The organism is Bradyrhizobium sp. dw_78 (genome assembly GCF_018449525.1).
Lineage (GTDB): Bacteria > Pseudomonadota > Alphaproteobacteria > Rhizobiales > Xanthobacteraceae > Bradyrhizobium.
Genome location: NZ_JAAVUS010000008.1, coordinates 201228 through 220436, shown reverse-complemented (window position 1 = coordinate 220436; position 19209 = coordinate 201228). Strand labels below are relative to the sequence as shown.

The window sequence follows — 19209 nt, the reverse complement described above, 5'->3', positions numbered from 1 at the left end:
CGTTGGTTCGCAAACTCTCATGGAGCGCGTCATGGACCTGATGGAGGCACTACGCACCCGGCGTGCGATTCGCGAGTTCACGGCGGAACCCGTGGGCGACGATCTCATCAAGGAATTGATCGCAGCCGCTATCCTTGCGCCAAGTTCCTCCAATCTGCAGCCCTGGGGCTTCGCGGTGGTGCTAGGAGGGGAGCGGCTGCACGCGCTGGGGACGGAGGCCAAATCCTATGCCGCCGCACATCTTGCCACGGACTCTCCCCTGCACGCCCATGCCGTGGACCCGACCTTCGAGATATTCCATGGCGCCGCCGCGCTCATCGTCATCTGTGCGGTCAACAGCGAGACGCAGTCGGCGGAAGATTGTTGTCTGGCAGGCGAAAACCTCATGCTGGCGGCCCATGCGAAGGGTCTCGGCACCTGCTGGATCGGCCTTTCGCGGCCTTGGCTGAACGCGCCGGCAACGAAGACCGAGCTCGGCATTCCCGCCGGCTGGCATCCCGTGGCCCCGATCATTCTCGGCCATCGCAAAACGCTTCCCGCGCCGACAGCGCGGGAGAAGACCATCGTCTTATGGTGCCGATGATGGCCGCGCCGATCCGTCTCAACGTCAACGGCGCAACGCGGCTGGTCGAGGCGGCACCCGGCTCGTCCCTGCTCAGCCTGCTGCGCGACGATCTGGGATTGACCGGCGCGCATTACGGCTGCGGCCACGGCGCCTGCGGCGCCTGTTATGTGCTGATCGACCGGCGGGCCGTTCCCGCCTGCGTGACGTCTGTCGAGCACGCGGCTGGCAAGGAGATCGTCACCGTCGAGGGCCTCGCGCAGGGCGATGTGCTCCATCCCGTGCAGCAGGCTTTCCTTGAGGAAGACGCCATGCAGTGCGGCGCCTGCACCAGCGGCATGGTCATCGCGACCGTGGCGCTGCTGGAGCACACGCCGCATCCCGACGAGGATGAGATCCGCGCGGCGCTTGCGCCGCATCTCTGCCGTTGCGGGATTTATGGCCGCGTCATCCGCGCCGTGAAGAGGGCTGCGCGATGAAGGTGCCGGTCACGCAGCCCGCAAGGTCGGCCCGTTTCGCGGCAGAGCGCCTGGAACAGCGAATCGCGATCGGGCGCGACGGGCGGGTGATCGCACGCTCCGGCAAGGTCGAGTACGGCCAGGGCATCCGCACGGGCTTCGCCAGGATCGTGGCAGACGAATTATCCGTCCCCGTCGAGACGGTCGACATCGTTCTCGGTGAGACGGACAGCGTGCCATGGGACATGGGCACCACCGGCAGCATGTCGACGGCGACCGACGGACGACAGTTACGCGCCGCCGCGGTCCAGACCCGCACCCTGCTGCTCGACCGCGCGACCACACGGCTCGGCACCCCATCCTCCGATCTGACGCTGAAGGATGGACGGGTGATCGCCCCTGACGGGCGTTCGCTGTCGTATGAGGATCTGGTCGGCGACGAACCGCTGACCGGGGACATCCCCGAAATAGCCGAGCCGGGCAACCTGCCGGTGCCCGCGGCGGAGGATCGGCCGTTGCGCCTTGAGGCCCGCGCGATCCTGACGGGAGAGGCGAAATATCCCGCGGACATCCGGCTTCCAAACATGCGGTTCGGTCATGTCCTGCATCCGCCGCGGCCTGGCATGAAGCTGATTGCGCTGCAGGATGCGGCGGCCCATGCGGTGCCGGGCGTAATGGCGGTGGTTCGCGAGGGTGATTTCATCGGCATTGTGGCCGAGCATGAGGATGCGCTATTCCATGCGCTCCACGCACTCGTGGCCGAATGGGCGCCGAATCCCGTCGCGCCCAATGCGGCCTACGAGGCGGTGATGCGGCAGGATGAAGGGGTGGAGTCCGCCCTGTCGGGCGCATCGCTGCACCTGAAGGCCGCCTATCACGCGCCGCACATCGCACATGCCTCGATCCTGCCGCGCGCGGCCGTGGCCGATGTGCGCGAGGATGGCGCGGATCTCTACGTGGCGACACAACGCCCATTCGGTCTGCGCGACGAGGTGGCCGCCCTGCTCGGGCTGTCCGCCGGACAGATCCATGTCCATCCCCAGATGATGAGCGGCCAGTATGGGCGCGGCAACACCGAGGACGCCGCGATCGAAGCGGTCCGGCTGTCTCGCGCGGCGAAGCGCCCGGTGCAGGTGCAATGGAGCCGGGCGGAAGAATTCCGCCTCAGCCCGCACCGCCCCGTCTTCGACGCCGAGATCGAGGCCGGGCTCGATGCCGACGGCGCGGTCGTCGGCTGGCGATGCGCGGTACGGACCAATTCCTACATCGTCGGATCGCAGGCCCTTGCGCCCGGCGTACCGGAGCAGACCGCGGGCCGCGACGCCGAGCCACCCTATCGCCTCGGACAGGCCGAGATCTCGCTGCGCGTGGAGCCCGGCGATGTGCCCACCATCTCCTTCCGCTCGCTCGGTGCCGCGCCGAATGTCTTTGCAGTCGAATCCTTCATCGACGAGCTTGCCCATGCCGCGCGGCAGGATCCGGTCGCCTTCCGCCTCGCTCTGGCCGATGACCCGCGCCTGTGGCGCGTGCTCGAAGCTGTGCGCACGATGAGCCACTGGCACACGCCGCGCGAGGCAGGGCGCGGCCTCGGTGTGGCCTGCGCCATCTACCACGGCACTTACATCGCCGAGGCGGCGGAGGTCAGCGTCGCGACGGACGGTGCGGTGCGTCTCGAAAGCGTATGGTGCGCGGTCGATGCCGGACGCCTGGTGCATCCGGATGGCGCCCGCAACCAGATCGAGGGCGGTGTGCAGCAGGCCGCGAGTTGGACGCTGCTCGAGGAGCTCAAGGTGAAAGACGACGTGGTGATCTCATCGTCCTGGCGGGATTATCCGATCGCGACCTTTCTCGATGCGCCGCGCACGATCGAGGTCCGCTTCGTGGGCGATCCGGAGACTGCGTCGACGGGCGTCGGGGAGCCGGGCTCGGTGCCGACGGCCGCCGCGATCGCCAATGCGGTCTTCGCCGCCTGTGGCCAGCGTATCCGGCGGCTTCCGATCGCTGCCGCGCTGCTTTCGTCAACCCATTCCGGCCACGACGCTGGACCGGAACCTGCGGCATAGCGGCGGAGCTGGCGCGGCGCGGCGTGGAATCTGCCGAGCCGCCCTTCCCGCCGATATGTCCATACGCATTCGCCGGCCTCACGGCATCTCGCCGAGATGTCTGGCCCCAGAAGTGGAAGGCTTACTCATGCGCTTGGAAGGCAAGATCGCGATCGTCACCGGGGCCGGCACCGGCATCGGCGAGGCCATCAGCCATAAATTTGCACAGGAAGGAGCGAGACTGGTGCTGGCCGGTCTGCCGGACGACCCGGTGGAGGATGTTGCCGCCGCCATCGTCTCCGAGGGCGGCGCGGCCGTGGCCTTTCCGGGTGATCTGTCCGAGCCCGAGACGGCGCGTGCCTGCGTCGGCTCGGCTCTGCAGAACTATGGCCGGATCGACATCCTGATCAGCAATGCAGGCGTTTTCATCGCCAATGCGGATACGGAATCCTACCGCATCGAGGATTTCGAGCGGACCATCCAGAACAATATCCGCACCGCGTTCCTGATGACCAAATTCGCGCTGCCGCATCTGCAGCAGACGCGGGGCAATATCGTCTTCACCGGTTCGGAAGCCGGCTTCAACGGCTCGCCGGGATTCACGCCCTATGGCGGCAGCAAGGGCTTTCTCCATGCCTTCGCCAAGGGAGTCGCGCTTGAGCAGGCGCCTTACGGCGTGCGCGCCAATTGTGTCTGCCCTGGCCCGATCGACACGGCCTGGACGCGCGGGGCCGACAGTCCGATCCCGCTCGCGGCCCAGGAATCGATCGGCGCCATGGTGCCGCTCGGCCGCCGCGGCACCCCGGAGGAGATCGCGAATATCTTCGCGTTCCTGGCCTCCGACGAGGCGAGCTACGTGACCGGCGCGCTATGGCTGGCGGACGGCGGCGTGACGCCGGCCAAGAGCGATATCGGGACAGCGGTACCCGATTCGCTCCGCGCCCAACCCGCCGGCAAGCTCAGACTGCAGCATGGCCACGATGGGTTGCACGGCAAATACGTGTACCGCGCGCCACGGCCGGGCGACGCGGGGTAGATGCGATACAGGAGGATGTGAAGCACCGAGGCAATTTCGAAGGCTCAAGGCGCGACACGGAAAGGCGCCGGGTTCCTTGGAAAGGTCCCCAGAGGGTCCTGCAGGACACCTGCGGACACCACCATCCTGATTATCTGCGGGGGGGCGCCGCCGCCATCGGGTAAAAAGGTCGAGCCGTTTCGATGGCCGAACCGGTGGTCAACTTGACCGACGATCGAAATCAGGGGAAAAAGCCTAATGATTTCTGGTCGGAGTGGCAGGATTCGAACCTGCGACCCCTGCGTCCCGAACGCAGTGCTCTACCGGGCTGAGCCACACTCCGACAAGAAGGCGGCTTATAGCCTTGGGTTTCGTCCACCGCAAGAAGCCGGATCAAAGGATTTATTCCCCCGTGGATGTCGGCCTGAAAACGCAGATTTTGCCGGCCAATGAGGCCGCCATCGCCGCGGCGGCCCGTTGCCTGGCGGATGGGGGCCTGGTCGGGTTCCCGACCGAGACCGTCTACGGCCTGGGCGCCGATGCCACCAACCCCGAAGCCGTCGCGCGGCTCTATCGGGCCAAGGGCCGGCCCTCTTTCAACCCGCTGATCGCCCATGTCAGCGATCTCGCCGCTGCCCGCCGGATCGCGCGTTTTGACGCGCAGGCGCTGGCCCTGGCCGAGGCGTTCTGGCCGGGCCCGCTGACGCTGGTGCTGCCCAAAACAGGCGACTGCGCCGTGGCCGATCTCGCCACCGCCGGGCTCGATACGGTCGCGATTCGCATCCCCGCCCACCCGGTCGCGCGGGAAATCCTGCGCGCCTTCGGCCCGCCGGTGGTGGCACCGTCGGCGAATTTGTCGGGCCATGTGTCGCCGACCACGGCCGCCCATGTGCAAAGCGATCTCGCGGGACGCATCGACCTGATCGTCGATGGCGGCCCGGTCGCGATCGGCGTCGAATCCACCATTATCGGATGTTTCGAGGCGCCGATACTGCTGCGTCCCGGTGGCCTGCCGCGCGAGGCGATCGAACGCGTCATCGGCTGCAGGCTGGTACGCCCGCCGGAAGACAAAAGCGGCGATAGCGGAGCGCCGCTGGCGCCCGGCATGCTGGCGTCGCATTACGCGCCACGGACCCCGGTGCGGCTCAATGCCGGGCAGGTCGCGGCCGGCGAGGCGCTGCTGGCGTTCGGCCCCGCCGATATACCGGGCGCGGGCGCGTCTCGCGCCGTGTTGAATCTGTCGCCGCTCGGCGATCTGACCGAGGCCGCCGCCAATCTTTTCGGCTATCTTCGCGCGCTCGACCTGAAGGGCGCGAACGCCATCGCCGTAATGCCGGTGCCGCATCACGGCCTCGGCGAAGCCATCAACGACAGGCTGCGCCGCGCCGCGATGGCGCGGGAATAAATCACAACAACGAAAGTCCAAGGAAATAACGAGGCCATGAACAAGGTTCAATCATCCGCGCCGCCGCTTCCACCCGAACTGGTCGCGCGCTTTCGTGCCATCGTCGGCGACAAATATGCGGTGACCGATGCGGCCGATATCGCGCCCTACCTCACCGAAGAGCGCAACCTCTATCACGGGCGCTCGCCCCTGGTATTGCGTCCGGGCTCGACGGCGGAAGTCGCCGCGATCTGCAAGCTCGCCAGCGAACAGCGGATCGCGCTGGTGCCGCAGGGCGGCAACACCGGCCTGGTCGGCGGACAGACGCCGCATAACGGCGAGGTCGTGGTTTCGATGCGCCGCATGGACAAGATCCGCGACATCGACCCCGCCTCCAACACCATGACCTGCGAAGCCGGCGTGGTGCTTCAGGTCGCGCAGCAAAAGGCCGCGGAGGCCGACCGGCTGTTCCCGCTCTCGCTCGGCGCCGAGGGAAGCTGCACCATCGGCGGCAATCTCTCCACCAATGCCGGCGGCACCGCCGCGCTCGCCTATGGCGTGGCGCGCGAGATGGCGCTGGGGCTGGAAGTGGTGCTGGCGGACGGGCGCATCCTGAACGCCTTGTCCAAGCTGAAAAAGGACAACACCGGCTACGACCTGCGCAACCTCTTCATCGGCGCCGAGGGCACGCTAGGTATCATCACCGCGGCAACGCTAAAACTATTTCCGAAACCGCGCGCGGTCGAGACCGCTTTCGTCGGCCTGCCATCGCCGGATGCGGCGTTGAAGCTGCTCTCGATCTCGCAGGCCGAGGCCGCCGGCAACCTCACCAGTTTCGAACTGTTGTCCGACATCTCGGTCGATTTCAGCGTGCGTCACGGCATCGACATCCGCGATCCGCTGACGAGCAAGCATCCGTGGTACGTGCTGATGGAGTTGTCGTCCCCGCGCGATGACGCCCGCGCCGCGCTGGAATCGATCCTGGAAAAGGGCATGGAAGACGGCATCGTCGATGACGCCGTGATGGCGGCCAATTTGAGCCAGCGCCAGGCGTTCTGGAAGCTGCGCGATGAAATGTCGGCGGCGCAGAAGCCGGAAGGCGGCTCGATCAAGCACGACATCTCCGTGCCGGTCGCAGCCGTGCCCGCTTTCATCGAAGAAGCCAACGCCGCCGTCGTCAAGCTCATTCCGGGTTCAAGGCCGGTGCCGTTCGGTCATCTCGGCGACGGCAACATCCACTACAATGTCAGCCAGCCGATCGGGGCCAACGCCGCCGATTTCCTGGCGCGCTGGCACGACGTCAACGCCGTGGTATTCGACATCGTGCTGCGGATGGGTGGATCGATCTCCGCCGAACATGGCATCGGCGTGCTCAAGCGCGACGAACTGCCCGAGGTCAAGGACAAGGTCGCGATCGAGCTGATGCGCGGAATCAAAGCGATGCTCGATCCGCTCGGCATCATGAATCCCGGCAAGGTGCTGTGAGCGAAACATCGACAGAAGCCGCCGCCGAACTCTCTGTCGCGCCGATCGAGGACGGCGACGTTCCCGTCGTGGTCGCGCTATGGCAACGCTGCGAATTGACGCGGCCGTGGAACGACCCGGCCGCCGACATCGCGCTGGCGCGGCGCGGATCGAACGCGACCATCCTGATTGGTCGCGACAACGGCGCCATCGTGGCGACCGCGATGGTCGGCCATGAGGGCCATCGCGGCTGGGTCTATTACGTCGCCGTCGATCCGGATCATCGCGGGAAAGGACACGGCCGCGCCATCATGGAGGCAGCCGAGAACTGGCTGCGCCAAGCCGGCATGACCAAACTGCATCTGTTGGTCCGGCCGGAGAATACCAAGGTGAAGGCATTCTATGAATCGATCGGCTATGAAGAGCAGCCGCGCGTCATGTATGCTAAATGGCTCGATGGCCGCGAGACAACGCCATAACTGCATTTCATGGGCAGGCCGTAATGAGTGTTTCCGACCGCATCCGCATCCAGAACGTCCGCCTGCTCTCGGACAATTACTACACGCTGAAGACCACCACCTTCGAGTGGCGGCGCGCCGATGGTAAATGGCAGGCGCAGCAGCGCGAGACCTATGATCGCGGCAATTGCGCGACGATCCTGCCCTACCATCCGGCGCAGCGCACCGTGCTGCTGGTGCGGCAGTTCCGCTATCCGGCCTATGTCAACGGTTATGACGATCTGCTGATCGAGGCCGCCGCCGGCGTTCTCGACGATGCGCCGCCCGACATACGAATCCGCGCCGAGGCGGAGGAAGAACTGGGTTATCGGTTCGGCGAGATCCGCAAGATATTCGAAGCCTTCATGAGTCCCGGCTCGGTCACCGAGAAGCAGCATTTCTTTGTCGCCGAATATGATGCATCGATGCGGATCAACGATGGCGGCGGCCTCGCCGACGAAGGCGAGGATATCGAGGTGCTCGAACTGCCGATCGATCAGGCGCTGGCGATGATCGCCGACGGCCGTATCCAGGACGCCAAGACCATCATGCTGCTGCAATACGCTGCGCTGCATATTTTCAAATAGACCCGCCGCAGCAGCCGATCAAAACAACGACCCCTGCCCATCATCGGACGGCGTCGGGTCGGCTTTACGTGAGACTGTCTTTCTCACGGACGTGGCTTCCTCGGCCGCCCGCTCCAGTTCCGTGATCGGCAGCAGCAGTTGCGCATCATCATTGGCGACGCGGTTGACCCGCGTCGAGACCTCATGCCAGGCGAACTCGCCGACAGCGGGCCCGGTCAGCAGCGTCATCACCCCTTCAACGTCTTCGGTCCGGCTGTCGAGCCAGCGTTCGAAATCATCGGGCGCGATCGTCACGGGAACGCGATGATGCAGTTCGGCGAGATCGGCGCTGGCCGGCGCCGTCATGATCGCCACCGTGTCGAGTTCCTCCCCGTTCGGCCCCATCCAGGTTTCGGCCAGCGCCGCGAACCCGAGCGGCTGGCCGTCGCGGCGATGGATGAAGTAAGGCCGCTTGCGAGCGCCGGAAACCTGCCATTCGTAATAGCCATCGGCCGGGATCAGGCAGCGCCGCCGCTTGATCGCGTTCCTGAAAGCAGGCTTTTCCCGAACCGTCTCCGACCGCGCATTGATCACGAGCGTAAATTTACGGGGGTCCTTGACCCAGGCCGGCAGAAATCCCCAGCGCATCAGCCGGAAATGCCGAAAGCCGTTTTCAGCGACGACCACGGGGATCGGCTGCGTCGGGGCGACGTTATAGCGGGGCGGGAAATTGGGCTGCTCGGCATAGCCAAAAAGCCGCCGCAGCGCCTCGGGCGGCGAGGTAATTACGAAACGTCCGCACATGCTGTGGTCCAGGTCGTCATCATCTTTTGTTTTGATGGGTTTTCTTCACCGTAGCGGTACCACTTCGCTCGAAAACGCCATATCGTTCAGCACCTTTTAACCCCAACCAGTAAACACTGGGCGGATGACTGCGACAGCTTCCCAACGATCCAATCGCCCGCCGGACCCTGAACAAGAGGCCCGGATTGCCCGGTTGCGCGCCGCCAACATCAACCCGCGCACCGGGCTCGCCACCGACTATCTGAATCATTTCAACGAAGCCATCATGCTGCTGGAAATGATTCCGGACATGCCGGAATGCGTCGAGGATTTTCTGGGCTGGCACCCGCTGTCCTACCGCGAGCATTTCACGGCGTCCAATTTCAAGGCGCGTGAACTTGCGATCAATTCCTACGATTCGGCCGACCCCGGCGTCCGTACCGAATTCGACAACATCACCGGCGCGATGACGTCAATCCTGACGGCCGTCAGTTCGGCGATGCGCGAAGCCAAGCAGGACAGAACCCGCACCACGCTGGCCGAACAGGCCACCGGCTGGGTCAAGCCGCTGGTGGCGCTGGCCGGCGGCATCATCAATGGCGGCTCCGAAGCCGACATCGAAAACATCATGGCGAGCGAGTAGCGTCTAATCGCAACCGGATCCTAAAATCCGAACTTCGCATCAGATGTGCCGCATTGGCTTTGCGAACATCACAACCGGAGCACTCGCCGTGGCAGCGCCCGTCCCGCCCCCGCATCCCCAGCTTGCCGTCAGCGCCACGATCTTTAGAGACGACAGGATCCTGCTGGTGCGGCGGGCGCGCTCGCCCGGCAAGGGCGCCTACTCGCTACCCGGCGGACGGGTCGAATTCGGCGAATCCCTGCACGCCGCCCTGCACCGCGAGGTCCGTGAGGAAACCGGGCTCACCATCGAGATTGCCGGACTGGCCGCATGGCGCGAGGTGCTGCCAATTGCGGGCGGCGGCGGACACTATCTCATCATGTCCTTTGCCGCGCGCTGGATGGCCGGGGAACCGGTCCTCAACGATGAACTCGACGATTTCAAATGGCTCGCGCCGGACGCGCTCGGCAACCTCAAGGTCACCGACGGCCTGCAAGAGGTCATTGCGGCGGCCCGGAGCCGGATCAGGGCCTGAATTCGGTGGCCTTGCTTCCAGCGTATTGAGCGGGCATATCACCACAGCCCCACGGCATCCGGGGGTCCCGGACCTATTCATGCTGAAACGCGCGCTCGCCGCTCTCATCATCCTTATTTCGGTCTGCAATCTCGGCGCGGCTCGGGCCGAAGACGCCCCGGCGCCGTTCGACGGCGATCTGGAGCGGCTCGCCGAAATCCTCGGCGCGCTGCACTACCTGCGCGGTATTTGCGGCAGCAATGAAGGCGGCAAATGGCGCAACGAGATGCAGGCGCTGATCGATGCGGAGACGCCTGCCGGAGATCGCCGCACCCGCATGATCTCGGGTTTCAACCGCGGCTATAACGGTTTCCAGCAGACCTATCGCGCCTGCACGCCGGCCGCCACCGTCGCCATCCGCCGCTATATCGAGGAAGGCGCGAAGATTTCGCGAGACCTGACGGCGCGCTACGCCAATTGACAGTCCTTGCAGAAAGGCGGGCCTTGCGGCCGTGTTTCCGATGCCACGAGGCGTCCGCCGCGGGTTAGAACATATTATCCACCGCCATTAACCTTTCTTAAAGAAGTCCCTAGGCGGCTCCGCGGCCCGTGCTACACCTTTACACACCTACTCCGCGCGCCGTCCGGGATCGCGCCATTCAGCCTGTCGAGTTTCATGAGCTATCCAGAGTCCTTCACGAGCGGCCGCGCGCCGTTGCCCGATCACGAACAGAAACAGGCTGCGCTCAGTTATCTCAACGAAGCGTGGGCCGAAGCGCGGCACGATGGCGTTGACGGCGATTGCCTGGCGCAGGCGAGCCTGTTTGCGGCGTTCGCCGAACTGGTCGGCACTTACGGCGAAGACGCGGTGGCGAAATTCGTCGAGGGCCTTGCTGCACGCGTCCGCAACGGCGAGTTTTCGGTCTCGCGTTCAAGGCAGTAAGAGCTGCGCGACGCGGGAGTGGCATCGCTCGGCTTGAGCCGGCGTCCCGACGCCCGCTTTCGATGCCGCGCGGGCCTTGTTCCTGTTGCCTTGGCGTCTTAACTTCCTGTCTGAAGTTCGCATGTGATATCTACCACCGGCGTTTTCCCAGGAAGTTCAGGGGCGACCCCAAGAAAGCCATCTCAGGAATGAAAGCAGCCTTTCTCCCCGATCGAGGCGTGGTGAAGGTCAGCGGCGAGGATGCGCGCAACTTTCTCAACGGCCTCGTCACGACCGACCTCACGCCTGTTGGTCCCGGCCTCGGCCGGTTCGGCGCATTGCTGACGCCACAGGGCAAGATCACCACCGACTTCCTGATCACCGAGGTGCCTGCCGGCCACGGCGGCGGCTTCCTGCTCGACGTCCCGCGCGCGCTGGCGCAGAGCCTGGCCGACAAGCTCGGCTTCTACAAGCTGCGCGCCAAGGTCGCGGTCGAGAATCTGTCCGACAGTCTTGGCGTGCTCGCCGCATGGGGTGGCGAGCCCGCCGTAAAGCCGGATCTGACATTTGCCGACCCGCGCGACGAAGCGCTCGGCTGGCGAATCCTCGTGCCGGAGGAACTCAAGCAGAAGGCCGCTGGTCTTATCGGTGCCGACCTGGTCGACGATCGCGCCTATGAAGCGCATCGCATCGCGGTCGGCGTTCCCCGCGGCGGCCTCGACTTCATCTATGGCGATGCGTTCCCGCACGAAACCAATATGGACCGCCTCCACGGCGTCGATTTCGACAAAGGCTGTTATGTCGGGCAGGAAGTGGTGTCGCGGATGCAGCATCGCGGTACCGCGCGCACCCGCACGTTAAAGGTCGTTCTCGACGGCCCGGCTCCGGAAGCCGGCGCAGCAATCCTGGCGGGCGACAAGCCAATCGGCACCATGGGCTCATCGGCCGATGGCAACGGGCTTGCGCTGATCCGGACCGATCGCGCGGCGGACGCGCTCGATGCCGGCATCCCGCTGACAGCCGGCGGTCTTGCGATCCGCTTGACCGAACCGGAGTCATTGCGCGGCGCGCCGAAACAGACGGTTGCATGAGCAAGTCGTTATGAGCAGATCGGCCCGCCTGCATCCCGACGGCCTGACGCGATGCCCGTGGCCCGGCGAGGATCCGTTCTATATCGCCTATCACGACACCGAATGGGGCGTGCCGGAATATGACGACCGCGCGCTCTATGAAAAGCTGATCCTCGATGGCTTCCAGGCAGGACTTGCGTGGATCACGATCCTGCGCAAGCGCGAGAATTTCCGCCGCGCATTCGACGATTTTCAGCCTGAAAAGATCGCGCGCTACAGCGAAAAAAAAGTCCACGCGCTGATGAACGATGTCGGCATCGTCCGCAATCGCGCCAAGATCGAGGGCACGATCGCGAGCGCCAAATCCTATCTCAAGATCATGGAAGACGGTCCTGGCTTTTCGAAGCTGTTGTGGGATTTCGTCGACGGCAGGCCGAAGGTCAACCAGTTCAAGACCACGGCCAGCGTGCCGGCGTCGACGCCGGTATCGGTGAAGATTTCAAAAGAGCTGGCCGGGCGCGGATTCAAGTTCGTCGGCCCGACCATCGTCTACGCCTTCATGCAGGCGACCGGCATGGTCAACGACCATCTGGTGAGCTGCTTTTGTCATGAAACCTGCGGCAGAAAGCACCGCTCGCCACGCCTCAAAGTCAAATGACGGCGGCAAAACGACCGGCGCGCGACACGCGCGTCTGGCAGCGCATGCTGTCGGGACGCCGGCTCGACCTCCTGGACCCCTCACCGCTCGATATCGAGATCGCCGATATCGCACACGGACTGGCCCGCGTCGCGCGCTGGAACGGACAGACCAGCGGCGCGCATATTTTCTCGGTGGCGCAACATACGCTGCTGGTCGAAGCCGTGATGCGCGAGCAGACCCCGCGTGTCGATACCCGGCTCCGCCTGGCCGCGTTGCTGCACGATGCCCCGGAATATGTCATCGGCGACATGATCTCGCCATTCAAGGCGGTGCTCGGCGGCGACTACAAGGCGGTGGAGAAGCGGCTGTTATCGGCGATCCATATCCGCTTCGGATTGCCGGCAGTGCTCGCCCCCGAGATTACGCAGCAGATCAAGGATGCCGACCGCGGTGCCGCCTATCTGGAGGCGACACATCTCGCCGGTTTTGCCGAAGCCGAAGCCAAACGCTTATTTGGCCGCGATCCCGGCCTGTCCGCCGCGATGCAGACGGATTATCTGACGCCCTGGACCGCGGCAAAGGCCGAAAAACGTTTCCTGGAACGGTTCGCGGCGCTGTGCATGTGACCGGCCGCGTGCCGGAGCGGTGGATCTGCTGCTTTAATCGTCCCGTGCATGGGCTATATTGGGATGATCAAAAGGACCGTCATGATACACGTCTGCTCACTTGCCGCACTTCCCGACACCGTCAAAACCACCGGCGCCAGCCATGTCCTGACGATCATGGCCAAGGTCGATCAGGTGCAGCGGCCGGAATCGGTGATCGAGGCCAATCATCTGAAAGTCGCGGTCGATGACATCACCGAGCAGATAGAAGGTTTTGTCGCGCCGTCGGATATCCATATCGAGCAGGTCCTGAACTTCGTGCGTGGCTGGGACCGCAGCGCGCCGATGGTAATCCATTGCTATGCCGGCATCAGCCGTTCGACCGCGAGCGCCTTCACCGCGGCCTGCGCGCTCAATCCGCATCGCGAAGAAATCGAAATCGCGCGGAAAATTCGTGCCGCCTCCCCGATCGCGTCGCCGAACCGGCTGATCGTCAGCCTGGCCGACAAGGCGCTTGGACGCGAGGGGCGTATGCTGCGCGCGCTTGACGACATCGGTCCCGGCAACATGATGATCGAGGGCCGGCCGTTCCGCGTCGATCTCGACTAGAGAGAGCGTTTTCGAGCGAAGTGGAAACCGGTTCGCGTGAAGAAAACGCGTCAAAACAGGAATCCAGACCCTTGGTTCTGATTCAATCAGAACCAATCATGCTCCTAGCTAGAATACCTTATCGGTTCTGGTTGAATCAGAACCCATAAGGCTCTGATCGAGCGATTCCGCTACCAGCCGGATTCGAAACACCGGCTTTTTCGCCTCGTCGAGCAATTCCATTTCCCATTGCGAGTTCTGCTTCAGGCCGCGGGAAATACCGCCGACCAGATTGGCGCAGACCTTGGTCATCTCGGCCCAGGCGGCGTCGCGATCTTCCAATTCCGATCCGAAATCGGCGGCGCCTGAATAGCGTCCGTGGCTGATCCGGAAATAATAGAGCGGCATCATGAACCCATGTGTCAGGCGAGCCAAGGCAGTTTCCGGAACCGCGAAAACCGGCTTTGCTGCAGGAAAATGTTCTGCCTGAAAACCCCGCGGGCATTCCGATCGCAAACCCGCCATCCGCTTACGCGGGATACACGCGAGCCCGACGATATCGGTAAACTGGATCGAAAGTCGCTACCCGGTCGTGAAGATAAGGGCCCGTATAATTACGGGGTCGCTCCCGGACGAGGCACCATTCAAGAGGCGTCGTTCAATCGGTGGAGCGGCGCAATTCGGGCGGTGCGCTTTCCGGCTTCGCCGGTTCGGTCTTGGTTTCGGATTTGACCGGGTCAATTCCGGCCGCCTCGACGCGGGGGGTCTCCACGCGGGCCGAAACCTCGGTCCGCGACGCATCGGCCGACTCTTCCCGCCGGCGCAGCGAACGCGGACGCGCCACTGCGCGCGCCAGCAGCATCTGAACCACGCCCTGGTTATGGAAATCGCAATAAGCGAAGCCCATCCCCGAAACCGATCCGCGGAAACTGCGCTCGTCCTGCTTGTCGAGATTGAAGCACGGCTCGAACGGAATGCCCTTGATCGAGGCGCAGACCGCTTCACCTCGAATCTGCAAAGTGTTGCCGGGCAGCCGGACGTGGCGGATCGGGCCGGAGCCGCTGAACTGCACCGAACCCGCCGCACCCATGTCATCGAGAATCCGGCCCGCGCCGCGGGTACCGTCGAAACAGGTGAAGGCGAATACCTTGCCGGCGACGAACCTGCGGGCCTCATCGGCGTTCATCGCCCCGGCCAGCGCCGGCACGATCATCGCTCCGGCTGCGACGGTCCCCAACACGAAACGCGCAAGCATGCTGCAACTCCAACTCAACGAGCGCGGGCATTCGGCCTTTAGCCCTTTACCCGCTGCTTACCATAACAACCGTGGCAAGATTGGAGCAGGTTCGTTGGTAAAGTCTGAACGCCGCTACAGAATTTTTACCACGATTCGACCCCGGACCTGCCCCGCGAGGATCTTGGCGCCCGCCGCGATAACCTGGTCCAAGCCAATTTCGTGAGTAATATCAGCAAGTTTTCTGTGATCCAAGTCCATCGCCAGCCGGCTCCAGGCGATTTTGCGCTGTTCGATCGGGCACATCACGGAATCGATGCCCAGAAGACACACGCCGCGCAAAATAAACGGCGCGACCGAGGTAGGCAGGTCCATACCGGCGGCGAGACCGCAGGCGGCGACGGCGCCGCAATATTTGGTCATCGACAGAACATTGGCGAGCGCGGTCGATCCGACGCTGTCGATCCCGCCCGCCCAACGCTCTTTCGCCAGCGGCTTGGCCGGTCCGGAGAGTTCGCTGCGGTCGATAATTTCGGCGGCGCCGAGGCCTTTCAGGTAATCGGCCTCCGACGGCCGCCCGGTCGAGGCGATGACGTGATAGCCGAGCTTGGACAGCACGGCGATCGCCACCGAGCCGACGCCGCCCGCCGCACCGGTCACGATGATCGGCCCGCTAGCTGGCGTCAGGCCATGTTTTTCCAGCGCCAGCACCGAGAGCATCGCGGTATAGCCGGCCGTGCCGATGGCCATCGCCTCGCGGGCGGATATGCCCTCCGGCAGGCGCACCAGCCAATCGCCCTTGACGCGCGCCTTCTCTGCATAGGCGCCGAGATGGGTTTCGCCGAGGCCCCAGCCATTGCAGATCACCTTGTCGCCGGGCTTCCATTGCGGATTCGAGGATTGCTCGACGATGCCGGCGAAGTCGACGCCGGCGATCATCGGAAAGCGCCGCACCACCGGCGCCTTGCCGGTGACGGCCAGCCCGTCCTTGTAGTTCAGCGTCGACCATTCGACCCGAACCGTGACGTCGCCTTCCATCAATTCGGCTTCGTCGAATTGCGTCAGCGCAACCGTGGTGCCTTTTTCCGCCTTGTCGATCCTGATCGCCTTGAACGTCGCCACGGCCGCCTCCCAGACTTTGAATTTCAGGCGATGTTTACCGGATCACGCCGGTAGCGCAACCGGCCGCACCACGGGTTTTTCGACGATCGGCAGGTTGATCAGCGCCGACAGCACGCCGAACAGCACCGACAGCCACCAGATCGGCGTGTACGAGCCGTATTGCTCGAACACGATGCCGCCGAGCCAGACGCCAAGGAAGCCGCCCACCTGGTGGCTGACGAAGGCAAAGCCGTACAGCGTCGCGAACCAGCGCGTGCCGAACATCAGCGCCACCAGCGCCGTGGTGGGCGGCACCGTCGACAACCAGGTCAGCCCGCTGACCGCGCCGAACAGCAGCGCCGAAAACGTCGAGATCGGAAACGAGATGAAGGCGACGGTCGACACCGCGCGGATGAAATAGATCGTCGACAGGATGTAGCGCTTCGGAAAGATGTTTTGCAGCCAGCCGACGCTGAGCGAGCCGATGATGTTGAACAACCCGATCGCGGCGATCACCCAGCCGCCGGATTGCGCCGGAATGCCGCGGTCGACCAGATAGGCCGGCAGATGCACGGTGATGAAGGCGAGCTGGAAGCCGCAGGTGAAGAAGCCCAGCACCAACAGCACATAGGAGCGATGACCGAATGCTTCCACCAGCGCCGTCCTGAACGATTGCTGATCCGCGGCTCTCACATTCACGACTTCCACCGGCGGCGTTCTGAGCGCGAACGACAACGGCACGATCAACAACATCAGCGCGGCGAACACCATCAGCGCCGCCTGCCAGCCGAAACTGTCGATCATCGCCACGCCGAACGGCGCAAACAGAAACTGCCCAAACGATCCGGCCGCCGTGCCCGCGCCAAGCGCCAGCCCTCGCCGTTGCGGCGGCAACAGTTTTGAGAATGCGGACAGCACCAGGTTGAACGAACAGCCGGACAGTCCAAAGCCGACCAGAACGCCGGCGCCAAGATTGAGCGACAGCGGCGTCGCCGCGTAACGCATCAGCACGAGGCCTACGGCATACAGCAAGGCGCCGACACAGATCACGCGCAGCGTGCCGAAGCGATCGGCGATCGCACCGGCGATCGGCTGGCCCAATCCCCACAACAGGTTCTGCACCGCAAGCGCGAGGCCGAAGATATCGCGTCCCCAGGCAAACTCCCGGCTCATCGGCTGAATGAAAAATCCCATGCTCGCGCGTGGCCCGAAGCTCAACATCGCGATCGCGCAACCGCAGATGATGATGACGAGCGGCGTGCGCCAAGGGCCGAAGCCGGAAGATTGACGAGCATCGCCAGCGATTGTCGACATGCAGCCTCCCCAGTTGCGTGCGGCGGATTCAAGGACCTCCGCGGATATTACAAGGAGTTAATGGAGGTGCATGCAAATCCCAATGGGGAATCGCGAAAAATCTGCGTCGTCCGAGGCAACGGACCGGAAAAACAAGAGCGTTCAGCGGGCCAATCCACGACCGGAGTGGCTGCGGCACGAGGCTGTCATCAGCGTCGTATTGTCGTTTCAGACTGCTCGGCGGTGCTTTTTGCAGCCTCGGCCAGTTCTGCCGAGATTTCCGCTGTCTGCGCCGGCGTTCCCCAGCTTGGCGCGTCGCTGCCATCGCCCCACGCCCGCGGCCGGTAGAAGGTGTGAACCCCGAATTTGTACGTCTTCTTCATTTCGCTGACCCAGGACGGATGCACCCAATAGGCGTGGTAATGCGTCGATTTGCCGACTTCCGGCAACCAGAGCTGGCCGTCGAGCATCGCCTTCGCGATCCGCCGGGCGCGGTCCCACATGTCGGGCTCGCGCACGACATCGGCGACGTTATCGCAGGCGAAGGTGAACTGGCAGGCCATGTGGTGATACTTGTTCTGATACACCACGCCGCACACCGTGGTCGGATAGAATCCGGAGAACACGCGGTTCATCACCACCTGCGCCACCGCGATCTGGCCGCGGACGGCTTCGCCGCGGGCCTCGAAATAAACCGCTTCGGCGAGACACTTCTCCGACTTGGCGCTCGACTTCGCGTCGACCAGACCGAGCCGTTCGGCCGGCGTCTTCTCCCGCTGATTGTCGGCGTTGACTTCCCCCTTGGCGGCGACGCTTTCGCCGCTGTCCACGGCTTTGATACTTGCGTCGACGGCCGACGGCAGCGAGACCGTCTTCATATCGGGATCGGCGGATACCTCCGGCGTCACCACCGTCGGTTCTTCGCCGGGCTCCCAGCGCTCCATGCTCTCCGCGGGCGCGCCGAGCGAGGAAGACCCGAAATAGAGGCTTGCGGTCTGCACCGAGAAACCGTCATGCGGCGGCGCGCTTTGCAGCGGAATGGCGTCGGGCGAAGCCTTGAGGTCGTCAAGCGGCCGGGATTCGAGCGACAACGAAACATCGTATTGCGGATGCGCATCGGTGCCGTATTGCGCCAGCGGCGGAGCGTTCAGCGCTTCCTGAAGTTCCGGATCGAGCGCAGGATGGCCATCGGACGGCGCGGCAGCGGCGGTCTTCTGGCCCACGACCGAGGCGTTGGACGTCGAGGGATTTTCCAGCGCGGGCGCGGCATTTGCCGGCACAGTGCTTTCGGGCGGCGGAGTCGTGACCAGGCGATCGCCTTTCAGCGTGCGATTGACCTTGGGAAAATCAGACGCCTGATAGCGTGGCGGACCCTGCAACGGATGCTCCCGCGTCAGCGAGCCGGTGACATCGAGGCCGGAATTGTCGAGGCTCGTCAGCCGATACAGTCCCGCCTGCGGCGACGACGTGCCGATCGGCCGGCCGAAACTGTAGGTCGCGACCTGGATGGTGCTGACGGCGGAGAAAACGCGCTTCTGCCAGCGTTCGGCAACACCGGGCTGCCGGGCCAGCAGCGATGCAATGTCCTGATATCCGATCTCGGTCGGACTCAGCACGAAGACAAGGAGACCAAGGCCGAAGAACGCGAACCGCGCGCCCTTCGGCCGGTTACGCACATCTGACATAGCTACGCCCACGCAACGCTTACGCACACACGCGCGACCGAACCCGGTACATCCGCGCAATTCGATCTTTTTTGGTAATATCGAATTTAGGTTGCGAGGGAGTTAATCGGTGGTGCGCGACGGATACACGCAAGAAATTGCAGCGCTTTATGGTTGGCGATCGA

The 19209-nt window shown here is 64.1% G+C and carries 22 protein-coding genes and 1 tRNA gene; 16 read left to right on the top strand and 7 right to left on the bottom strand.

What is annotated here, in order from left to right; all coding sequences use genetic code 11:
• The first annotated feature begins 31 nt into the window (after positions 1 to 31).
• The 4 genes from HB630_RS20945 (at position 32) to HB630_RS20930 (ending at position 4098) form a co-directional block, all read left to right on the top strand.
• Positions 32 to 583 carry a nitroreductase family protein gene (locus HB630_RS20945; RefSeq protein WP_213774233.1) on the top strand — a complete coding sequence of 184 codons (552 nt, stop codon included), beginning with the start codon at positions 32 to 34 and terminating at the stop codon, positions 581 to 583.
• Positions 583 to 1041 (top strand): (2Fe-2S)-binding protein, encoded by a 459-nt coding sequence (locus tag HB630_RS20940; protein ID WP_213774231.1) that lies wholly within the window; start codon positions 583 to 585, stop codon positions 1039 to 1041. The genes HB630_RS20945 and HB630_RS20940 overlap by 1 nt, the downstream gene beginning before the upstream one ends.
• Positions 1038 to 3083 carry a molybdopterin cofactor-binding domain-containing protein gene (locus HB630_RS20935; protein ID WP_213774229.1) on the top strand — a complete coding sequence of 682 codons (2046 nt, stop codon included), beginning with the start codon at positions 1038 to 1040 and terminating at the stop codon, positions 3081 to 3083. The genes HB630_RS20940 and HB630_RS20935 overlap by 4 nt, the downstream gene beginning before the upstream one ends.
• Before the next feature lie 127 nt (positions 3084 to 3210).
• Positions 3211 to 4098, top strand: coding sequence for an SDR family oxidoreductase (locus HB630_RS20930; protein WP_249780951.1), 888 nt, complete (start codon positions 3211 to 3213; stop codon positions 4096 to 4098).
• A gap of 245 nt (positions 4099 to 4343) precedes the next feature.
• On the opposite strand, the gene HB630_RS20925 is transcribed toward HB630_RS20930, so the two are convergent.
• Positions 4344 to 4420, bottom strand: a tRNA-Pro gene (locus HB630_RS20925).
• Positions 4421 to 4489: 69 nt separating this feature from the next.
• Between HB630_RS20925 and HB630_RS20920 the strand changes: the two genes are divergently transcribed.
• The 4 genes from HB630_RS20920 to HB630_RS20905 are packed head-to-tail and all read left to right on the top strand — an operon-like array spanning position 4490 to position 8009.
• Positions 4490 to 5482: an L-threonylcarbamoyladenylate synthase gene (locus tag HB630_RS20920; RefSeq protein ID WP_213774226.1), complete on the top strand. Its 993-nt coding sequence runs from the start codon at positions 4490 to 4492 to the stop codon at positions 5480 to 5482.
• A gap of 36 nt (positions 5483 to 5518) precedes the next feature.
• Positions 5519 to 6946 carry an FAD-binding oxidoreductase gene (locus tag HB630_RS20915; RefSeq protein ID WP_213774225.1) on the top strand — a complete coding sequence of 476 codons (1428 nt, stop codon included), beginning with the start codon at positions 5519 to 5521 and terminating at the stop codon, positions 6944 to 6946.
• Entirely contained in the window at positions 6943 to 7404 is a 462-nt protein-coding gene (locus tag HB630_RS20910) for a GNAT family acetyltransferase (protein ID WP_213774223.1), read from the top strand. Before HB630_RS20915 ends, HB630_RS20910 begins: the two co-directional genes overlap by 4 nt.
• Before the next feature lie 23 nt (positions 7405 to 7427).
• The gene (locus tag HB630_RS20905) at positions 7428 to 8009 is read left to right on the top strand and encodes a GDP-mannose pyrophosphatase (RefSeq protein WP_213774221.1); all 582 of its coding nucleotides are present in this window, start codon (positions 7428 to 7430) and stop codon (positions 8007 to 8009) included.
• Between the two features lie 18 nt (positions 8010 to 8027).
• On the opposite strand, the gene HB630_RS20900 is transcribed toward HB630_RS20905, so the two are convergent.
• Positions 8028 to 8792 carry an SOS response-associated peptidase gene (locus tag HB630_RS20900; RefSeq protein WP_213774219.1) on the bottom strand — a complete coding sequence of 255 codons (765 nt, stop codon included), beginning with the start codon at positions 8790 to 8792 and terminating at the stop codon, positions 8028 to 8030.
• Positions 8793 to 8916: 124 nt separating this feature from the next.
• Between HB630_RS20900 and HB630_RS20895 the strand changes: the two genes are divergently transcribed.
• The 8 genes from HB630_RS20895 to HB630_RS20860 all read left to right on the top strand — a co-directional run bounded on the left by HB630_RS20895 (position 8917) and on the right by HB630_RS20860 (position 13753).
• On the top strand, positions 8917 to 9414 hold the full coding sequence (locus HB630_RS20895) for a hypothetical protein (RefSeq protein ID WP_213774218.1): 498 nt from the start codon (positions 8917 to 8919) through the stop codon (positions 9412 to 9414).
• Positions 9415 to 9502: 88 nt separating this feature from the next.
• Positions 9503 to 9928: an NUDIX domain-containing protein gene (locus HB630_RS20890; protein WP_213774216.1), complete on the top strand. Its 426-nt coding sequence runs from the start codon at positions 9503 to 9505 to the stop codon at positions 9926 to 9928.
• Positions 9929 to 10007: 79 nt separating this feature from the next.
• Complete coding sequence (locus HB630_RS20885) at positions 10008 to 10388, top strand: TIGR02301 family protein (protein ID WP_213774214.1); 381 nt, start codon at positions 10008 to 10010, stop codon at positions 10386 to 10388.
• A gap of 195 nt (positions 10389 to 10583) precedes the next feature.
• Positions 10584 to 10850: a hypothetical protein gene (locus HB630_RS20880; RefSeq protein ID WP_213774212.1), complete on the top strand. Its 267-nt coding sequence runs from the start codon at positions 10584 to 10586 to the stop codon at positions 10848 to 10850.
• Positions 10851 to 11038: 188 nt separating this feature from the next.
• Entirely contained in the window at positions 11039 to 11920 is an 882-nt protein-coding gene (locus HB630_RS20875) for a folate-binding protein (RefSeq protein ID WP_213774211.1), read from the top strand.
• Positions 11921 to 11930: 10 nt separating this feature from the next.
• Positions 11931 to 12557, top strand: a complete 627-nt coding sequence (locus HB630_RS20870) for a DNA-3-methyladenine glycosylase I (RefSeq protein ID WP_213774209.1) — start codon at positions 11931 to 11933, stop codon at positions 12555 to 12557.
• The gene (locus HB630_RS20865; protein ID WP_213774207.1) at positions 12554 to 13165 is read left to right on the top strand and encodes an HD family hydrolase; all 612 of its coding nucleotides are present in this window, start codon (positions 12554 to 12556) and stop codon (positions 13163 to 13165) included. Before HB630_RS20870 ends, HB630_RS20865 begins: the two co-directional genes overlap by 4 nt.
• 81 nt (positions 13166 to 13246) lie before the next feature.
• The gene (locus HB630_RS20860; protein ID WP_213774205.1) at positions 13247 to 13753 is read left to right on the top strand and encodes a protein tyrosine phosphatase; all 507 of its coding nucleotides are present in this window, start codon (positions 13247 to 13249) and stop codon (positions 13751 to 13753) included.
• A gap of 108 nt (positions 13754 to 13861) precedes the next feature.
• Here the strand turns inward: HB630_RS20860 and HB630_RS20855 are convergent, their stop codons facing one another.
• From HB630_RS20855 to HB630_RS20835, 5 genes are all read right to left on the bottom strand, one after another.
• Complete coding sequence (locus HB630_RS20855; protein ID WP_213774438.1) at positions 13862 to 14140, bottom strand: hypothetical protein; 279 nt, start codon at positions 14138 to 14140, stop codon at positions 13862 to 13864.
• 250 nt (positions 14141 to 14390) lie between these two features.
• Complete coding sequence (locus HB630_RS20850; protein ID WP_213774203.1) at positions 14391 to 14987, bottom strand: hypothetical protein; 597 nt, start codon at positions 14985 to 14987, stop codon at positions 14391 to 14393.
• 114 nt (positions 14988 to 15101) lie between these two features.
• Complete coding sequence (locus tag HB630_RS20845; RefSeq protein ID WP_213774201.1) at positions 15102 to 16088, bottom strand: acryloyl-CoA reductase; 987 nt, start codon at positions 16086 to 16088, stop codon at positions 15102 to 15104.
• A 42-nt stretch (positions 16089 to 16130) separates the two neighbouring features.
• A complete protein-coding gene (locus HB630_RS20840; RefSeq protein ID WP_213774199.1) occupies positions 16131 to 17381 on the bottom strand; it encodes an MFS transporter in 1251 nt (416 codons plus the stop codon).
• 188 nt (positions 17382 to 17569) lie between these two features.
• Complete coding sequence (locus tag HB630_RS20835; RefSeq protein ID WP_213774197.1) at positions 17570 to 19045, bottom strand: cell wall hydrolase; 1476 nt, start codon at positions 19043 to 19045, stop codon at positions 17570 to 17572.
• Positions 19046 to 19209: the final 164 nt, after the last annotated feature.